This is a genomic window from Tatumella sp. JGM91 (genome assembly GCF_018257575.1).
In the GTDB taxonomy this organism is placed as follows: domain Bacteria; phylum Pseudomonadota; class Gammaproteobacteria; order Enterobacterales; family Enterobacteriaceae; genus Tatumella; species Tatumella punctata.
Genome location: NZ_JAERJP010000003.1, coordinates 131,199 through 149,412, shown reverse-complemented (window position 1 = coordinate 149,412; position 18,214 = coordinate 131,199). Strand labels below are relative to the sequence as shown.

General features: G+C 51.3%; 16 protein-coding genes and 1 other annotated feature. Of the genes, 7 read left to right on the top strand and 9 right to left on the bottom strand.

The features are described from left to right. Both thrA and JK198_RS03450 read right to left on the bottom strand, forming a co-directional pair. Entirely contained in the window at positions 1 to 2,463 is a 2,463-nt protein-coding gene (thrA, locus tag JK198_RS03460) for a bifunctional aspartate kinase/homoserine dehydrogenase I (protein ID WP_212710205.1), read from the bottom strand. A gap of 26 nt (positions 2,464 to 2,489) precedes the next feature. Beyond that, positions 2,490 to 2,612, bottom strand: a sequence feature (Thr leader region). Between the two features lie 209 nt (positions 2,613 to 2,821). Beyond that, the gene (locus JK198_RS03450) at positions 2,822 to 3,508 is read right to left on the bottom strand and encodes a tRNA/rRNA methyltransferase (protein ID WP_212707025.1); all 687 of its coding nucleotides are present in this window, start codon (positions 3,506 to 3,508) and stop codon (positions 2,822 to 2,824) included. A 561-nt stretch (positions 3,509 to 4,069) separates the two neighbouring features. On the opposite strand from JK198_RS03450, the gene arcA reads away from it, so the two are divergent. Continuing rightward, positions 4,070 to 4,789 (top strand): two-component system response regulator ArcA, encoded by a 720-nt coding sequence (gene arcA / locus JK198_RS03445; RefSeq protein WP_212707026.1) that lies wholly within the window; start codon positions 4,070 to 4,072, stop codon positions 4,787 to 4,789. Between the two features lie 78 nt (positions 4,790 to 4,867). Here the strand turns inward: arcA and creA are convergent, their stop codons facing one another. Next, entirely contained in the window at positions 4,868 to 5,356 is a 489-nt protein-coding gene (creA, locus tag JK198_RS03440; RefSeq protein ID WP_212707027.1) for a protein CreA, read from the bottom strand. 206 nt (positions 5,357 to 5,562) lie between these two features. Between creA and robA the strand changes: the two genes are divergently transcribed. Then, positions 5,563 to 6,450, top strand: coding sequence for an MDR efflux pump AcrAB transcriptional activator RobA (gene robA, locus JK198_RS03435; protein ID WP_212710203.1), 888 nt, complete (start codon positions 5,563 to 5,565; stop codon positions 6,448 to 6,450). Between the two features lie 43 nt (positions 6,451 to 6,493). Here robA and gpmB read toward each other — a convergent pair whose 3' ends face one another. Next, a complete protein-coding gene (gene gpmB / locus JK198_RS03430; RefSeq protein WP_212707029.1) occupies positions 6,494 to 7,147 on the bottom strand; it encodes a 2,3-diphosphoglycerate-dependent phosphoglycerate mutase GpmB in 654 nt (217 codons plus the stop codon). A 58-nt stretch (positions 7,148 to 7,205) separates the two neighbouring features. On the opposite strand from gpmB, the gene yjjX reads away from it, so the two are divergent. After that, positions 7,206 to 7,721 (top strand): inosine/xanthosine triphosphatase, encoded by a 516-nt coding sequence (yjjX, locus tag JK198_RS03425; RefSeq protein WP_212707030.1) that lies wholly within the window; start codon positions 7,206 to 7,208, stop codon positions 7,719 to 7,721. On the opposite strand, the gene trpR is transcribed toward yjjX, so the two are convergent. Then, on the bottom strand, positions 7,712 to 8,035 hold the full coding sequence (gene trpR / locus JK198_RS03420; protein WP_212707031.1) for a trp operon repressor: 324 nt from the start codon (positions 8,033 to 8,035) through the stop codon (positions 7,712 to 7,714). The genes yjjX and trpR overlap by 10 nt on opposite strands. A gap of 44 nt (positions 8,036 to 8,079) precedes the next feature. Next, the gene (gene sltY / locus JK198_RS03415; RefSeq protein WP_212707032.1) at positions 8,080 to 9,999 is read right to left on the bottom strand and encodes a murein transglycosylase; all 1,920 of its coding nucleotides are present in this window, start codon (positions 9,997 to 9,999) and stop codon (positions 8,080 to 8,082) included. A 224-nt stretch (positions 10,000 to 10,223) separates the two neighbouring features. On the opposite strand from sltY, the gene JK198_RS03410 reads away from it, so the two are divergent. The 3 genes from JK198_RS03410 (at position 10,224) to ettA (ending at position 13,563) form a co-directional block, all read left to right on the top strand. Beyond that, positions 10,224 to 10,802: a TetR/AcrR family transcriptional regulator gene (locus JK198_RS03410; RefSeq protein ID WP_212707033.1), complete on the top strand. Its 579-nt coding sequence runs from the start codon at positions 10,224 to 10,226 to the stop codon at positions 10,800 to 10,802. Further along, positions 10,799 to 11,743, top strand: coding sequence for an EamA family transporter (locus JK198_RS03405; protein ID WP_349290184.1), 945 nt, complete (start codon positions 10,799 to 10,801; stop codon positions 11,741 to 11,743). Before JK198_RS03410 ends, JK198_RS03405 begins: the two co-directional genes overlap by 4 nt. Before the next feature lie 152 nt (positions 11,744 to 11,895). Beyond that, complete coding sequence (gene ettA, locus JK198_RS03400; protein ID WP_212707034.1) at positions 11,896 to 13,563, top strand: energy-dependent translational throttle protein EttA; 1,668 nt, start codon at positions 11,896 to 11,898, stop codon at positions 13,561 to 13,563. Positions 13,564 to 13,630: 67 nt separating this feature from the next. Here ettA and nadR read toward each other — a convergent pair whose 3' ends face one another. The 3 genes from nadR to serB form a co-directional block, all read right to left on the bottom strand. After that, the gene (nadR, locus tag JK198_RS03395; RefSeq protein WP_212707035.1) at positions 13,631 to 14,884 is read right to left on the bottom strand and encodes a multifunctional transcriptional regulator/nicotinamide-nucleotide adenylyltransferase/ribosylnicotinamide kinase NadR; all 1,254 of its coding nucleotides are present in this window, start codon (positions 14,882 to 14,884) and stop codon (positions 13,631 to 13,633) included. Between the two features lie 113 nt (positions 14,885 to 14,997). After that, the gene (radA, locus tag JK198_RS03390; RefSeq protein ID WP_212707036.1) at positions 14,998 to 16,383 is read right to left on the bottom strand and encodes a DNA repair protein RadA; all 1,386 of its coding nucleotides are present in this window, start codon (positions 16,381 to 16,383) and stop codon (positions 14,998 to 15,000) included. 17 nt (positions 16,384 to 16,400) lie between these two features. Beyond that, the gene (serB, locus tag JK198_RS03385; RefSeq protein ID WP_212707037.1) at positions 16,401 to 17,375 is read right to left on the bottom strand and encodes a phosphoserine phosphatase; all 975 of its coding nucleotides are present in this window, start codon (positions 17,373 to 17,375) and stop codon (positions 16,401 to 16,403) included. 118 nt (positions 17,376 to 17,493) lie between these two features. On the opposite strand from serB, the gene JK198_RS03380 reads away from it, so the two are divergent. Next, a complete protein-coding gene (locus JK198_RS03380) occupies positions 17,494 to 18,207 on the top strand; it encodes a YtjB family periplasmic protein (protein ID WP_212707038.1) in 714 nt (237 codons plus the stop codon). Positions 18,208 to 18,214: the final 7 nt, after the last annotated feature.

Below are 18,214 nucleotides of genomic sequence, written 5' to 3'. Positions count from 1 at the left end.
TCAGACTCCCAGCTTCCATGTCAGAGTTCTCAATAAATCTGCAAACACCCCGGCTGCCGTTACATCGTTACCGGCACCATAGCCTCTGAGTACCAGCGGAATTGGCTGATAATAGCGGCTGTAAAAGGCCAGTGCGTTCTCACCATTTTTCACTTTAAATAACGGGTCATTACTGTCGACGGCGGCAATGTTTACACTGCACTGGCCCTGTTCATCAATCGCGCCAACAAAACGTAATACCTTACCTTCTTCACGCGCTTTAGCAGCCCGTACAGAAAATGCCTCATCCAGTTCCGGCAGGCGGCGCATAAACTCATCAGTATCTGCCAGTTCTGTCAGTTCTTTCGGTAAAACCGCTTCGATACTGATATCGCTTAATTCCAGGCTCATACCGGCTTCCCGCGCCAGAATAAGCAGCTTACGCGCTACATCCATCCCCGACAGGTCATCGCGGGGATCAGGTTCGGTAAAGCCCAGCTGGCGTGCCCTGGCCGTCGCTTCAGATAACGAAACACCGTCATCCAGCATGCCAAAAATACAGGACAATGAGCCGGACAGAATGCCATTAAACTTAATTAGCTCATCACCGGCATTTAACAGATTTTGCAGGTTCTCAATGACCGGCAACCCGGCACCTACATTGGTGTCATACAGGAACTTACGCCGTGCTTTCTCCGCCTCAGAACGGATCTGCCGGTAATATGCCATAGAAGACGTATTCGCTTTCTTATTTGGCGTAACGACATGAAAACCTTCGCGCAGAAAATCCGCATACTGATCGGCCAGAGCCTGGCTGGAAGTACAGTCAACAATAACCGGATTGAGTAAGTGGTACTCTTTCACTAGCCGGGTCAGATGGTCCAGGGAAAAAACATCCGTCGCTTCGGACAGCTGATCCTGCCAGTGATCAAGCCCGATTCCGTGAACATTGGTCAGTAATGCCCGTGAATTGGCAATACCACACACCCGCAGGTCAATATGCTTCTTCTTCAGCCATGCCTGCTGGCGGTGCAGCTGGTCGAGTAATGCGCTGCCGACTCCCCCGGTACCAACCACAAATACTTCGATCACCTGATCGGTCGCAAACAGCATCTGATGAACCACCCGCACACCGGTTGTCGCTTCCTGGTTACTGACCACCACCGAAATGGAGCGTTCTGACGAGCCCTGGGCAATGGCGATAATATTAATATTCGCCCGTGCCAGAGCTGAGAAGAATTTGGCCGAAATACCGCGCTGTGTACGCATACCGTCACCCACTACCGAGATAATCGCCAGCTTTTCGATCACTTCCAGCGGGTCCAGCAGGCCATCTTTCAGTTCCAGATAAAACTCCTCTTCCAGCGCACGGCGGGTAGAGAGAGCCTCACTCTGAGGAACGCAGAAGCTGATACTGTATTCAGAAGAAGACTGGGTAATTAACACCACCGAGATGCCTTTGCGTGACATTACGGCAAAGACCCGGGCAGCCATACCGACCATACCTTTCATGCCGGGGCCGGAGACATTAAACATCGCCATATTATTCAGGTTAGTGATGCCTTTCACCGGTGCTGAGTCATCTCCCTGCCCTGCAGAAATCAGAGTGCCGGGTGCTGACGGATTGGCGGTGTTCTTAATCAGGCAGGGGATTTGGAACCGTGCAATCGGGGTAATCGTCCGTGGATGGAGGACTTTGGCGCCAAAATAAGAAAGCTCCATCGCTTCCTGATAAGACATAGATTTCAGTAACCGTGCATCAGGGACCTGACGCGGATCGCAGGTATAAACACCGTCCACATCGGTCCAGATTTCACAACAGTCCGCACGTAAACAGGCGGCCAGCACCGCCGCAGAATAGTCAGAACCATTACGTCCCAGTGCCACTAATTCACCCTGTTCATTACCTGCGGTAAAACCCGCCATCAGGATGTAGTTTTGGGGCGGAATCTGGCTGGCACTGATCCGCCGGGTCGATTCGGTAATATCGACTGTCGATTCCAGATATCCGCCGATCGCCAGCAGCTTCTCTACCGGGTCGATGACCGTCACCCGGTGCCCTCTGGCTTGTAACAGCGCCTGCATAATCGCAATCGAGAGTTTTTCACCGGTACAGATAACGGATGCATTTACACTGTCCGGGCACTGACCGAGTAAATTAATACCGAGAATAACTTGCTGTAAACGTTTGAATTCACTGTCAACACAGGCTGTCATTGCCGCAGTATCAAACCCTGGCTGTGCTGCTGCAAGGCCACTCAGCAACTGGTCGAAAATCTGACGGGCATCGTCCAGGTTAGCGGATGCATCCTGACCTGAAATGGTTTTTTCGATTAAGGCAACTAAATGATTGGTAATTTTTGCCGGGGCTGAGAGGACAGTCGCAACCTGTTCCTGTCGTGCATTATTTTCCAGTATGTCGACAACACGCAGAAAACGCTCTGCATTTGCGACCGATGTTCCGCCAAATTTCAACACGCGCATGGTTCAATAACTCCTGAATTTATGCCGAAAAAAAAGCCCGCACCTGATAAGGGAGCGGGCTTTTTCGTTTTTTCCTGTTATGCGTCAGCCCGCACCGTTACCTGTGGTAATGGTGATGGTGGTAATAATTGTAATGTTCAGGCTGTGGATTCGCATTTATTAACTGTCTGTCTTGTATTTAATCTGTCTGCTTTCAGAAGTAAAACAAAGCGCCTGATAAGTCAATATATTTATCATTACACTCCTGAAAAAACAGATACGCATTGATACTGAAATAACCGCCAGCATCCCCATATCCCGGCAATAAGCGCCGCTTAAACCAAAATCAGACACTGAAATGTGCGGGTTTAACAGCAGATCACTCTGCCAGTTTTTTTTCAATATCATGTAACAGACGGTGCAACATTGCGCTGTCCCGTTGTTCAAGGAGTCCCAGCCGTTGATCCAGCCAGTCAGCCATTTTTACATCATCACTGACCGACAGCTTTTCCAGTAACTGGTGCGTTCTCTGGCGCAGTGCACTGAGTTGCTGTGGATCTGCACTTTTTACGACGTTTGCCTGCACCTGCATTAGTGAAGAAAACTGATAACAAAACACCATTACCGCCTGACCAAGATTCAGTGACGGATATTCAACTGCCATAGGGATCCCTGTCAGCACATCCACCAGCGCCAGTTCTTCGTTAGTCAGACCGCTTTCTTCACAGCCAAACACCAGCGCGAGTCTGTTCAGCCATTGCTGTTTTTCTTTTAGCAGGGATTCAGCCTGTTGCGGCGTCGCATAATAATGGTAACGAGCCCGGCTGCGGGCCGTGGTGGCAACGGAGAAGTCAACATCTGCCAGTGCCGACGCTAAATCAGCAAATTGCTGCACATTATCCAGAATGTCGGTCGCACCATGAGCAACCCGATAAGCCGCAGGATCCTGCCAGACAGTACTATTGACGATTCTCAGCTCACTGAATCCCATCGTTTTCATAGCACGGGCCGCCGCGCCAACATTTTCGGCGCGCGCCGGAGAAACTAAAATAATCGGGAATGACATCTCATCACCTTAAAAATGCGTAAAATCAGGTAAACCCATGGCAAAACTCCCCGATTTCTTTCGGGATTTTAACCGGTTACGCTCCACGGGAGCAGGTCAGGAATAGCTATTAATTACCTGAACAATTAACTTTCTTCTTATACTACATGCAGTTATCTATAAAACACAGTCTGCGGTGTACGGCCATATAACAACTAATAGGGAATAATTTAGCGATTTGTCCTCTGACAGGAATAAAAAAGAGATATTTTTCACACAAGTGTTAACGTGCTACACTCAGTTTTGATATAAGTCAACGAAGCGTTTTTATTTGCTTCCTGAATGTTGTTGGTGCTGTTAGCCCGCTGTTAAAGGGGTTAGGATAAAACGCATAAATTCCAGTTTAGGCGCATACAGACCGGCTGTAGTTACGCTGAATCCGTCAGTGACATAATCTGTGATGCATCAAGAACAAAACGTCGTAAATTGGCAATGCAGACTCATTATACGTCAACCGATATCTCAGACATCAGCACTGTATGCCTTGTATCAATTTTGATGGCAAATTTTAGGTAGCAAACCATGCAGACCCCGCAAATTCTTATCGTCGAAGACGAGCTAGTAACCCGAAATACCCTTAAAAGTATTTTCGAAGCTGAAGGATACGTTGTATTCGAAGCCTCCGATGGTGCTGAAATGCATCAGTTATTGACTGACAATGATGTCAACCTGGTGATTATGGATATCAATCTGCCAGGTAAAAATGGCCTGTTACTGGCACGTGAATTACGTGAGCAAGCCAGTGTTGCCCTGATGTTCCTGACTGGCCGCGATAATGAAGTCGATAAAATCCTCGGCCTGGAAATTGGTGCCGATGACTATATCACCAAGCCTTTTAACCCACGGGAACTGACTATCCGTGCCCGTAACCTGCTGTCACGGACCATGAATCTGGCCGCCAGCAGCGAAGAGCGTAAGCACGTCGAAAACTATCAGTTTAATGGCTGGACTCTGGATATTAACAGCCGTTCGCTGGTCAGCCCGCAGGGTGAACAGTATAAACTGCCACGCAGTGAATTTCGTGCCATGCTGCATTTCTGTGAAAACCCGGGCAAAATCCAGACCCGGGCAGACTTACTGAAAAAGATGACTGGCAGAGACCTGAAACCTCATGACCGTACTGTGGATGTCACTATCCGCCGTATTCGTAAGCATTTTGAGTCCAACAGCGATACACCGGAAATTATTGCCACCATTCATGGTGAAGGCTACCGTTTTTGTGGTGAGTTAGAAAACCACTAACTTTCCCTGCGGACTGTTATAATACAGCCCGTCGGTCTCCATGACCGGCGGGCTTTTTTTGCATTTTGTGCCAGATAATTAATGCCACGGCATTATGGGTACCGCACTTATCGCATTTTTTGGTGAGCCGTCCACCAGCTTGTCTGAATAGCTCAGATATACCAGAGTATTACGGGTTTTATCGTAAAAACGAACGACCTGAAGCTTCTTAAATATCAGAGAAGTACGCTTTTTAAATACCACACTGGCTTCACCCGGTTTCAGGTTATCCGGCACAGTTACCGGCCCGACCTGCTGGCAGGAAATCGCCGCATCAGCCGTATCTTCCGCCAGCCCTAATCCGCCTTTTATACCGCCCGTTTTTGCTCTGCTGATATAACATGTAACATTTTTAACATCCGGATCATCAAAGGCTTCGATTACAATCTTATGATCGGGGCCTAAAAATTTAAAAACCGTATCTACAGAGCCTATCTCTTCGGCATGTACTCCCCCCGAAAGCGTAAAGAATACGCAGCCTGCGGCTGCAAGTTTATTAATAAAATACTGTAGTTTTTTGATTTTCATTAAGTTACCGCTTATTAGGTGATTACTGAATAATCAATATAAGGTTATTATTGATAGCTTCAAGTATTCCTTAGTCGCATGGAATTATTGTAACAACCGGAAACGATACAGTTGTAACTTTCCGGTTATTTTTGCATTAAATGCTATTCTTATATTTATAAATAATGACTGTTCAATTGTGCCAACCAGGACTGTGAGGATGTAATATGGACCAAGCTGGTATCATTCGCGATTTGCTTGTCTGGCTGGAGAGCCACCTGGACCAACCTTTATCTCTGGATAATGTTGCGTTCAAAGCCGGTTACTCCAAATGGCATTTGCAGCGGATGTTTAAAAACGTTACAGGTCATGCTATCGGGGCTTATATCCGCGCCAGGCGTTTATCCAAAGCAGCTGTCGCTCTGAGACTTACCAGTCGTCCAATCCTGGACATTGCTCTGCAATACCGGTTTGATTCTCAGCAGACATTTACCCGCGCGTTTAAGAAACAATTTAATCAGACGCCTGCCGGTTACCGCCGCGCATCTGACTGGAACTCTTGCGGCCTGCGGCCGCCTATTCGTATGGGCGAGTTTTCTATGCCGCAACCGGTCTTTATCAGCTTGCCGGAAACAACGCTGATGGGACAGACGCAAAACTACAGCTGTACGCTGGAGCAGATTTCGGTTTACCGGGCAGAGATGCGCAGCCATTTCTGGCGTCAGTTTCTGCATGATACGGACTCAGCACCACAGATTCTGTATGGTCTGCATCAGGTACGTACCAGCGCCGATAAAGAAGATGAGCAGGACATCCTGTACACCACTGCGGTTGCTGAGAACGATGCCGGAGATAGCCTTCAGTCAGCGCAGAAGATTATTCTCGAAGGCGGAGATTATGTGCAGTTCAGCTATAAAGGGCCGAAGGAACAGCTGCAGGACTTTATTCTGGTCCTGTACAGCACCTGTATGCCGACTCTCGGTCTGACACGGCGTGCCGGTCAGGATATCGAACGTTTTTATACGCCAGGCGGTAAACTCACCAAAGAAAATACCGCCGAGCTGACCTGCGAATATCTGATCCCTATCCGTAACGAAAGCCGACGGGCTGCCTGACCCGTTTATAATTTCCCTGAGCCCCTCTGCGGGAACAGGGAAATTATACCTGGCGTTGCAGTTCATCCAGAGCATCTGCGGTCAGATGCGCAACATCACCGGCAGTTTCCACCACCCAGCCATTCGCCAGCCACTCACTGTTCTGATAATCGACCCGTGACAAAGAACAGTTTCGCAGACGTAAACGCCGTTCCGCCCACGCGGGTAAGCCCAGCAGCGTACTGATTAATACCCCCAGAGCCATTCCATGACTGACCAGTAAAGGCCTGCTGCCCGCAGGTAATTCCCGGCAGGCATCCAGAGCCTGTTGCATACGATCGGCCAGCGCAAACATGGTTTCGCCCCCCGGAATCTGCCCTTCTTCACTACCATCCACCAGCGACTTACGCCAGCCCTCTTCTTCTGCACTCAACTCTCTCAGTTGCCGGGTTTCCAGGACACCCATATCCAGCTCCCGTAAACGGCTGTCGGTCGACACCGGACAACAACAGTACTGTGCAATAATGTTGGCGGTCTGAAGAGTCCTGCCTAAATCACTGCTGATAATATGCGTGATCCCATAAGACTTGAGGCGTTCTCCCACCTGCTTTGCCTGCAACTCTCCCTGTGCAGTTAACGGACTATCACTTTGCCCCTGAAGGCGACGTTCCGTATTCCACAGGGTTTCACCATGACGAACCAGAAAGACTTGTAGCATATTATCTATCCATTATACTGGGCCGGCGTATCCCACCGACCTGAGTGAATTGACTATTATGTACCACGTTGTCGTCGCTACCAGCAACCCCGCAAAAATCAGTGCTATCTTACAGGCTTTTGAAGATGTCTTTGGTGTCAATCAGTGTCAGATTTCTGCGGCTGACACCGACAGCGGTGTACGTGCTCAGCCCATCAGCGATACAGAAACCCTGACCGGAGCCCGCCAACGGGTTGCCAATGCCCGTAACCGTCAGCCGGATGCCGACTTCTGGGTTGCAATAGAAGCCGGCATCGACGGAGCACATGCTTTTGCATGGATAGTTATAGAGAATACCAGCCAGCGGGGAGAATCCCGTTCTGCCAGCTTTTTGCTGCCGCCCGCCGTATCAGAACAACTTCAGCACGGCAGAGAACTGGGGGAAATAATGGCGGAGCTGACCGGTATTGAAAATATTAAACATAAAGGGGGGGCTCTCGGCGTATTAACCGAAGGTCGTCTGACCCGCACTTCGGTTTATCATCAGGCACTGTTACTGGCGTTATGTCCGCTACAGCACCCTTACTACCGCTGATCAGTATTCAGAGACAACTGAGATTCCAGCCATTGTCTGAATGCCGCCGGAGACTCTTTCAGACTGTTAGAGCCACGAGTGATGGTCGCGATGCCCACCCCCAGCTGGTCTTTTAACTGTCGCTGACTGATCTCCCCGCGCATCAGTTCTTCAATAATCCTCAGGCGGGTCGCCAGGGCCTCACGTTCATCCGGCGTCATCATTAATTGTAATAATGTTTCCGTCTGCTGATCCTCCACTGCCTGTTTCATTAAATTCACGAAACGTGACCAGTTAAATTCAAAATTTTCTTCTGCATTGACAGAGGGCAACATAGATGGCTTCCGTACTCATTGATGAGTACGGAAGCATAGCATACTCAATAGCGGCTCTTCCACTCTGCATCCTGTAACACCTGATCCGGCTGTCCCATGAAATAACGATAATAAGCATCATATGCCAGCACGTTCTTCACATAGTTACGGGTTTCTGCAAAGGGGATAGTTTCGATAAATCCGACAACATCCAGTTTACCGCCACTGATCGCCTGCCACTTACGTACCCTGGCCGGGCCGGCATTATAAGCCGCAGAGGAGTAAATACGGTTCTGATCAAACTGACGATAGACATAATCAAGGTACTGCATGCCGATCTGGATATTCATCAGCGGATCCAATAACTGGCTGCTGTTGTTATAACCGCTGACAGGAAACATTTTTACTGTATGGGCTGCGGTTGCAGGCATTACCTGCATCAGACCACTGGCACCGACCGGGGAGCGTATTTTCGGGTTCCAGGCACTTTCCTGCCGGGAAATGGCCATCGCATAACTTACCGGGATAGCTTTCCCAGCCGAATACTGCTGGTAATATTGCTGCCACGCCAGAGGAAAGCGTTCTTTCAGGCTGTCCCACATTTTAGCAGTGATTGTCGCCTGTACACTTAAGTCCCACCACTGCTGTTCGCTGGCATAGCGGGCCAGCATCCTCTGCTGAAGCTGCGGTTTGCTGTGAATCAGATTTGCCCATTCGCTGCGGGCCAGATTGTCCATCCCCCAGTACATAAGCTCCCTGACCCTGGCAATTTCCGCCCCCTGAGACAAACCGGCCACTGGTGCCGGTGCCGGGTCAATGGTCAGCTTATAAGGTACGCCCAGCTTCTGGGCTGCCACCATCGGATAAAAACCACGTTGTGTCATCAGAGTACGGAGGATCTGATCAGCCTGCTGTTTGTGGCCCTGCTCCAGCAGCAGGCAGGCCTGCCAGTATTGCCACTCATCTTTCTGTTTGGCTTCCACCGGTAACCGGGCAATCCAGGTATTCAGTCCGCGGTGATCATTGTCAGAAATTGCCTGACGGACCCGTCGTTCGATCAGTGCCGTCGAGTCACTGTCCATAACCACCGCATCACGCCAGCGCATCTGTTCAGAGGTAATATCTGCCCCCATAAACTGCCAGGCTACGGCTTCTTTCATCATCTGAGCCTGCGCGCCGGACATTTTTTGCGCAGAAACCAGCGACGGAATAAGTCCGCGGGCATTTTCTGCATCCTGCCTCGCCAGACGGTTGAAAGCGATCAGGGTGATCTGTCGGCTGAAATCGTCCGGTGATACGGCACTGGCGAAACTGCTGACCGCCTGCGGGGTTTTCTGTAACGCATCCAGCGCACTGCTCAGCGTAGTATAATCCGGCGGTAGCATGGTAAGCAGATGCCGTAGCAGGCCATTATTATCAGCGTTAAATGCCAGAACGACCCGCTGTAATACCGCCGTGGGGCTGAACTGTGCTGAGGACTGCCAGGCCGAAAATAATGCGTCACAACTTGCTGGCAGGTTAGTCCCTGTCAGCCATAATTTTTTGGCGCCTTCCCAGGCCAGTTGCTGTTTACCTGTCGCCCAGTTTGCATAGTACCAGTTACATTGCGCCTGTACCGGTGCTGGCCGGGCAGGACTAAAACTGAGTAATCCCTGCCAGTCCTGACGTCTCGCCAGTTCATTAATAAAACGGTTTTTCAGGCTGTAGGATGACGGTAGTGTCGGGTATTTTTTCACAAAATCAGAGATGGCCAGCGAGGTTTCCTGATTAAGATCCTGAGACAACAGACGATACTCAAGGTAAGGATACAAAGGATAGTCTTTCAGAGATGGCATCATTTGCGCCACCACATCCATTTGGTTGTTATCCCAGGCCTGTTTAATTTGCTGATAGCGCTGACGTTGCTGGTCTAATGAGTCAGCCTGACTCAACCCGGCAACCCCTGTCAGACAGATACCCAATACCCAATGCTTCCACCTAATCACTCGTTTCTCCTCTTATCGCCTGCTGCCGGTAAATATATCGCCCGCCACTGTCCATGCTAGCGGGTTAAATGCTCACTGACTATGATCTGTAAAAAATTTACTCAGCTTGACTTAAAGGCCGTCTCTCCCCGTCCGGCGGAAAACACTTTCCCGTCAGCATCGATCTGCACATCACGGATAGGTATACTGGTCTACCTACTTCACTATAGCGAATCAATAATCACATGACTCCGGACAATATATCCTCCGCCAGCGATAAATTACTTAAGGCTGCACAGGTACTGTTCTATAACTACGGCATTACCGCCACCGGCATTGATGCGCTGGTAAAACGGGCCGGGGTAGCGAAAAAAAGCCTGTATAACAATTTTAGTTCGAAAGACGCACTGATAGAGGCTTATATCACTGCCCGTCACCAGCAATGGCTGGATCTTTACCAGCGCAGAGCCGCAGAGATCATCTCGCCTCAGGAAGGAGTCATGGCGGTTTTCAGCGCCTATGCAGATCATGCCGGGTTTGACTATGAACACGCCTTTCGTGGCTGTGGCTTACTGAATGCCGCAGCCGAATTGCCGACCGGATCCGCGGGACGTCAGGCAATCAGCAGACATAAGCAGCAAGTGGAAGATATTCTTAAGCAACATCTCAGCCAGTTAACGCCCGACCATCAGCGCAGTGATTTACTGGCTCGCCACCTGTCATTTTTGCTGGAGGGAAGTATCTCACGGGCCGGACTGGAAGGTAACAGCCACTATGTTCAGCAGGCTGCTGAAATGGCCAGAATACTGACGGAGGCCCTGTGAGCCACAGCAAACCACACCCTGTGTCAGGCATTATCGCTGTCCTTATTGCCGCTATCTTATGGGGCACCACTGGTACCGCAGCCACCTTTGCCACCGGTGTCAGTCCGCTGGCGATTGGTTCAGTCGCTATGGGCAGTGGCGGCCTGTTGCAGGCACTGCTGGCCCTGCCGACGATCCTCGCCGGACGCAAAGAAATGGCTGCAAACCGCAATTTTCTGTTGGCCGGTGCCCTGGCTGTGGCTGTCTATCCGCTGGCATTCTATGCTGCCATGCATTATGCCGGTGTCGCCGCGGGCACGGTGATTTCCATCGGCTCTGCCCCGCTACTCTCGGCACTGATTGAATACTGGTTTGACGGTCATTCCCTCAGCCGGCAGTGGCTCACCGGTGCAGTGACCGGTGTCGCAGGGATAGTGCTGTTATGTATTGCCGAAGGCAATGCCGCTGCTGCGGGTGACAGTCTGCAAACAGCGGCCGGTATCCTGCTCGGCCTGCTTGCCGGGCTGACTTATGCACTGTATTCCTGGTCTGCACGACGGATGATGAATAACGGTGTCAGTGCCAGTGCGGCAATGGGATCGACCTTTGGTGCCGGTGGTTTACTGTTGATCCCTGTGCTGTTGCTTAGCGGGGCTCCGTTGCTGGCTTCAGTCACCAATACCTGTGTTGCCCTTTACATGGCACTGGTCCCCATGTTTATTGGCTACCTTTGCTATGGTTACGGACTGGCGCGTATCAAAGCCAGTACCGCCACCACCCTGACGCTGACAGAACCGGTGGTGGCAGCATTGCTGGCGGTCACACTGGTCGGCGAACGGTTGCCGGTAACTGGCTGGGCCGGTATCGGATTCATTATTCTCTGTCTGGTCATCATCAGTTTGCCCGGCAGAAAACCGTCCCGACGTACGGCGTCAGGCAATATCCCTCCCGCAACAGGCTAACCGCTGCCAATGCCGGTTCACGGCCCTGCCCGGAAAGCCGGGCAGTTTTCCGGGCCAACATCCGGCGGGGTGTCTGTGATTATAGGCAGAAACAGGCTACACTCCTCCCCTGAATTATTATGATCAATACGCATTAAAAGAGGCTCATTCTCGTGGCTCAATTCGTTTACAGCATGCATCGCGTGGGCAAGGTTGTCCCGCCAAAACGGCATATTCTGAAGAACATCTCCCTGAGTTTTTTCCCGGGCGCAAAAATCGGTGTTCTGGGACTTAACGGTGCCGGTAAATCCACCCTGCTGCGCATCATGGCCGGTATCGATACTGATATTGAAGGTGAAGCCCGTCCTCAGCCGGGCCTGAAAATTGGCTATCTTCCCCAGGAGCCTCAGCTGAACCCGGAACACAGTGTCCGTGAATCCGTCGAAGAAGCCATGTCTGAAGTCGTCGGTGCTCTGAAGCGTCTGGATGAAGTCTATGCATTGTACGCAGAGCCTGAAGCTGATTTTGATAAACTGGCGGCAGAACAGGGACGGCTGGAAGAAATTATCCAGGCGCATGACGGCCATAATCTGAACACCCATTTAGAACGTGCTGCGGATGCACTGCGTCTGCCAGACTGGGATGCCAGAATTGGCACACTGTCCGGAGGCGAACGCCGCCGTGTGGCCTTATGTCGTCTGCTGTTAGAGAAACCTGACATGCTGCTGCTCGACGAACCGACGAACCACCTGGATGCCGAGTCCGTTGCATGGCTGGAGCGCTTCCTGCACGATTTCGAAGGGACTGTTGTGGCTATCACCCACGACCGTTACTTCCTTGATAATGTTGCCGGGTGGATCCTCGAGCTTGACCGCGGTGAAGGTATTCCATGGGAAGGTAACTACTCATCCTGGCTGGAACAAAAAGATCAACGCCTGGCACAGGAAGCGTCTTCTGAAGCTGCCCGCCGTAAATCGATCGAAAAAGAGCTGGAATGGGTACGCCAGGGCGCCAAAGGACGCCAGTCTAAAGGTAAAGCCCGACTGGCGCGTTTTGATGAACTGAACAGTGTTGAGTACCAGAAACGTAACGAAACCAGTGAACTGTTTATCCCGCCGGGAGCACGTCTGGGCGATAAAGTCGTGGAAGTTTCCCATCTGACGAAAAGTTACGGCGATCGCTTACTGATCGATGATTTAAGCTTCTCCGTCCCTAAAGGGGCTATCGTCGGAATTATCGGTGCCAACGGCGCGGGTAAATCAACCCTGTTCCGCATGTTATCAGGTCAGGAACAGCCAGACTCAGGCAGCATTGAACTGGGTGAAACCGTTAAACTGGCGTCCGTTGACCAGTTCCGTGATGCCATGGACAACAGCAAAACCGTGTGGGAAGAAGTTTCAGGCGGCCAGGACATCATGAAAATTGGTAACTTTGAAATGCCAAGCCGTGCCTACGTCGGCCGTTTCAATTTCAAAGGCACTGACCAGGGGAAACGAGTCGGTGAATTATCCGGCGGTGAACGCGGGCGTTTACACCTGGCGAAGCTGCTGCAGGTCGGCGGTAACCTGTTATTACTGGATGAACCGACCAATGACCTGGACGTGGAAACACTGCGCGCCCTGGAAAATGCCCTGCTGGAGTTCCCCGGCTGCGCAATGGTCATTTCCCATGACCGCTGGTTTCTTGACCGAATTGCCACCCATATCCTCGACTACCAGGATGAGGGTAACGTCGCATTCTTCGAAGGTAACTTTACCGAATATGAAGAGTACAAAAAACGCACCCTCGGCGCTGAAGCTCTGGAACCAAAGCGTATCAAATACAAGCGTATGACTAAGTAATCTGACGCCTGAATCACAAGGCCTCCCTGCCGGGGAGGCCTTGTGATAGTCAGCCATAACGCGAGTATCAGGCCCTGTCTGCCGGCTGCTCTGCCGGATGTTCCAGCATATGTGTTACCAGTTCGATACAACGCAGAAAACGCGAATCATAGTCGTCTTCTTTTACCCGGATATAACGGATATCGTTCTCTTCCAGCATCTCCAGCAACATCGTCTGGAATTCACGCCGGTCGACAGAACTCCCCAGGCTACGCAGCCCGTCGGCTACCCAGGGCACATTATTCTCCAGCACAATCACCAGATCGAACCGGTATTCATCGATCATCGCCTGCACAAACGGATGTTCACGGCCTTCATATTTCACACAGAAAGCCTGAGTAGTCACAAAATCCGTATCAATAAAGGCGACTTTATTGGCATACTTTACTGCAAAATCAATATACTGCGCCTGGCCGAGGGCAATTTTATCGTAATCAGAATATTGCAGTGCTATTTCATCGCCCCCGAGATGAGAAAACACATAATCACGGCCATATTCCCAGGCACTGGTGGTATTAAAAATATTCGCCAGCTTGTTTACCAGGGTGGATTTCCCGCTTGACTCACCGCCCAGTAAGGCCACCTTGCGCACAAAAAAGGGTTTAACTTCAGTCGGTATATATTCCCAGTAACGGAACGGATCCTGACGGATTTGTTTACCGCTGATATTCATAAATGAGCGATCCGGATCGACCAGTACCGCGCGGATGGCGAGGTGCTTCTCAAACATCGGAGCATCGGCCGCTTCGCTGGTATACACCTTGTCAGGTGTAATATTATGTTCTGCCAGGAAATGCTTCATCCCCTGGCTCCAGACATCCCAGCCATGAGGATAAGGCTCCATGCCCTCTTCGTTAAATGAGTGAATACGAATATTTTTCTGATATTTGAAGGTCTGTAACAGCCAGCGCAGGCGGTCACTGGTCGTCGGCTGTTCAGACATAGCGCTGTTTTCAAACAGCAGACGATCGCGCGGATCATCATGACCCATAATAATATGCAGTTCATCGACCTGGCTGCAGGCACGCTGGATCAGGTAAATATGTCCGGTATGCAAAGGGTAAAACTTACCAAACACTACCCCGACGGTTTTTTCCCTGCGCGGGAACTCCAGCCCGAGAAACCGGTGCAGGGCTTCCAGTTTGCGGGCACTGGGGCTGTTAATTTTGGCATTAATCAACTGACTCAGGTAACCCTTGGTCATATCACAAGCATCAGCAACCTGCTGCAGGGTATGTCCTTGCTGACGAATTGCCTTTTTCAGATAGTCATAAGTCGACATCAGTAGCCTCTGGTCATCTGCCGGATAACAGCCCGGGCGCTGACTCTGCGGGGCTGCCGGTCATAAAGGACAGTGACCGGAAACACGCCCCGGACACTGTGCTGAATCAGCTACTACGCCAGATCTTCTAATATATCCAGCGCATCAGCCAGTTTTTTCACGGTATATACCGTCATACCTGCCGGTTTTTTTTTCGGGGCATTGGCTGACGGAACAATAGCACGACGAAACCCATGTTTTGCCGCCTCAGAAATACGCTCCTGACCACTGGGCACAGGGCGGATTTCTCCGGCCAGACCGACCTCACCAAAGATCACCAGGTCCTGAGGCAGTGGCCGGTCACGCAGACTGGATACCATTGCCAGCAAGAGTGCCAGGTCTGCACTGGTTTCGGTGACTTTTACGCCCCCAACCACGTTAACAAATACATCCTGGTCTGCCATCTGCAAACCACCGTGGCGATGCAGCACTGCCAACAGAATAGCTAACCGGTTTTGTTCCAGCCCGACAGCTACCCTGCGCGGATTACCCATCATCGAATGATCCACCAGCGCCTGAATCTCCACCAGCAATGGCCGGGTACCTTCCCAGACCACCACCACCGAACTGCCCGACGTCACTTCATCACCGCGTGACAGGAAAATCGCTGACGGATTGCTGACTTCACGCATTCCCTGTTCGGTCATGGCGAAGACCCCCAGCTCATTAACCGCACCGAAACGGTTTTTATGGCTGCGCAGCGTACGGAAACGGGAGTCCGCATCACCATCCAGTAAGACGGAACAATCGATACAGTGCTCCAGGACTTTTGGCCCGGCCAGTGACCCGTCTTTAGTGACATGCCCGACCATAATAATCGCCACATCATGCATCTTGGCGAAACGTGTCAGAAATGCCGCCGTTTCACGCACCTGAGATACACTGCCGGGTGATGACTGGATATCAGCCATATGCATAACCTGGATGGAGTCAATCACCATCAGGCGGGGTTTTTCCTCTGCGGCGATCTGACAAATTTGTTCAATGCTGGTTTCCGACAGCATATTCAGATTATCGGTCGGTAAACCTAACCGATGTGCCCGCATAGCGACCTGCTGTAACGACTCTTCACCGGTCACATACAGGGTTTTCATCTGTTGTCCCAGCTTACAGAGCGTCTGCAGTAACAGGGTTGATTTACCCGCGCCCGGATTACCGCCTATCAGAATTGCACTGCCTGGTACCACTCCGCCGCCCAGTACGCGGTCGAACTCTTTAAATCCGGTCGAAAAACGGGGCAACGCTTCCAGACTGATTTCTGAAAGTTTCTGAACCTTCGATACCCCGGCACTGCCTGCATAACCGGATAACCGCTCATTACGGGCAGCCGCAGGCGTGGAAGCGATGCGGACTTCGGTAATACTGTTCCAGGCCTGACAGGCACTGCATTGCCCCTGCCAGCGCGGGTAATCAGCACCGCATTCATTACAAACGTATGCACGTTTCGCCGCTTTGGCCAAAACAACTCCTCAGCTTATTAATGTTCACGGATCAGGCCACCGCTCAGAATACAGAGTACTCCGGTCAGAGAGGCATTATGGATAGTGACACTGGCTTTCTCATTAACCTTCGGTTTGGCATGGTAAGCAATCCCCAGCCCGGCAGCCTTCATCATCAGTAAATCGTTAGCACCGTCACCGATAGCCACAGTCTGCTGCTTAGGTATATCAAAGCGCGTGGCCAGTTTTTCCAGAGTTACCGCTTTATATTTAGCATCGACAACCGGGCCGGTTACATTGCCGGTCAGGCGACCATCAAAAATTTCCAGTTCATTGGCGGCCACTGCCACCAGGTCCAGCTGGTCACGCAGATAATCGGCAAAAAAAGTGAATCCCCCGGAAGCAATGGCGACTTTCCAGCCATAAGACTGTAATTCAGCCACCATCGAACGCAAACCCGCCATAAAGGGCAATTCATCACGGACCTGTTTCAGGATGGTTGCATCAGCGCCTTTCAGAGCGGCAACCCTCTGCCGCAGACTGGCTTCGAAGTCCAGCTCGCCGCGCATTGCCCGCTCTGTGACTTCAGCCACCTGTTCACCACAGCCTGCCAGTTTGGCAATTTCATCAATACATTCGATCTCGATCGCAGTCGAATCCATATCCATGACCAGCAAACCGGGGGTTTTCAGGTGCGGAAGTGATCCCAGCGGCACCACATCCAGACCAGACTCATGGGCCAGTTTACTGGCTCTTGGCGTCAGGGAGCCGGCAAGGCGTATCACCTGAAAATCATCAATGGTCCAGCCACTGACAATAACCATTGCAGCACCCAGCCGGTGCTGATAATCCGTCAGACGCTGTTTATCCAGCCCCTGTCCGTAAAGTAACCAGCCAGTGCTTCCGGCACGGTAATCCAGCGGCATAACTTCATCGCCACTGAGAGATAAAGGCAGACCCGGCCATTGCGCAACATCGGCAGGCAGATCACACCAGGTAAGACGGTTTGGCATCAGAGCTCCTGTAGGGGACAACAAAACCACGCAAGAGGCTACCCCGAGTGCGGCTATTCTGGCAACATAAACCATAAGTCATTACGATTATTCGCGTCAGGAATGAGACACGCCGCCCATGGCAAAACAGAAAATAAAGTTTACGCTGCACCGCACGCTGATCACTCTTGCCTGTCTGGCCTTGCTGGTATTACTGATGCAGGGGGCCTCATGGTTTAGCCTGAATCGCCAGAAAGTTCAGTCAACACAAGTTGAAGAACTGGCTAATACTCTGGCGCGGCAGGTGGCTTTTAGTCTGCAGCCTCTGCTGGGTGACAGTAATAATCGTCAAAACCAGATTGATGCTGTTTTACAGCAACTGACTACCGGCAGCAGGATACTCGATGCTTCGGTCTACGATCCCAGCGGAGCACTTATCGCCCATCGTGGGGAAACAATTCCGGTAAGAGACCGTCTGGCACTTGATGGCCAGCGGGCTGGCAGTTATTTCAATCACCAGATAGTACAACCGGTAGAGGGAAAAAATGGTCCGCAGGGATTTCTGAGAATGACGCTGGATACTCATGTACTGGCCACCGAGTCACGGCAGGTTGATAACACCACCAATATTCTGCGCCTGATGATGCTGCTTTCGCTGGCTATCGGGCTGGTGCTCAGCCGGACATTACTCAGAAACCGGCGCAGCCACTGGCAGCAGTCGCCATTCCTGCTCACAGCCAGCCAGCCGGTCGCGGCTGAGCCGGAAGACGATGACAACCCGCCGGCAAAAAAAACCGCCGGCAAACCACGGCGTGCGGCGAAAAACAAAAAAAGACGACGGGCTTCACGTTAATCCTGCC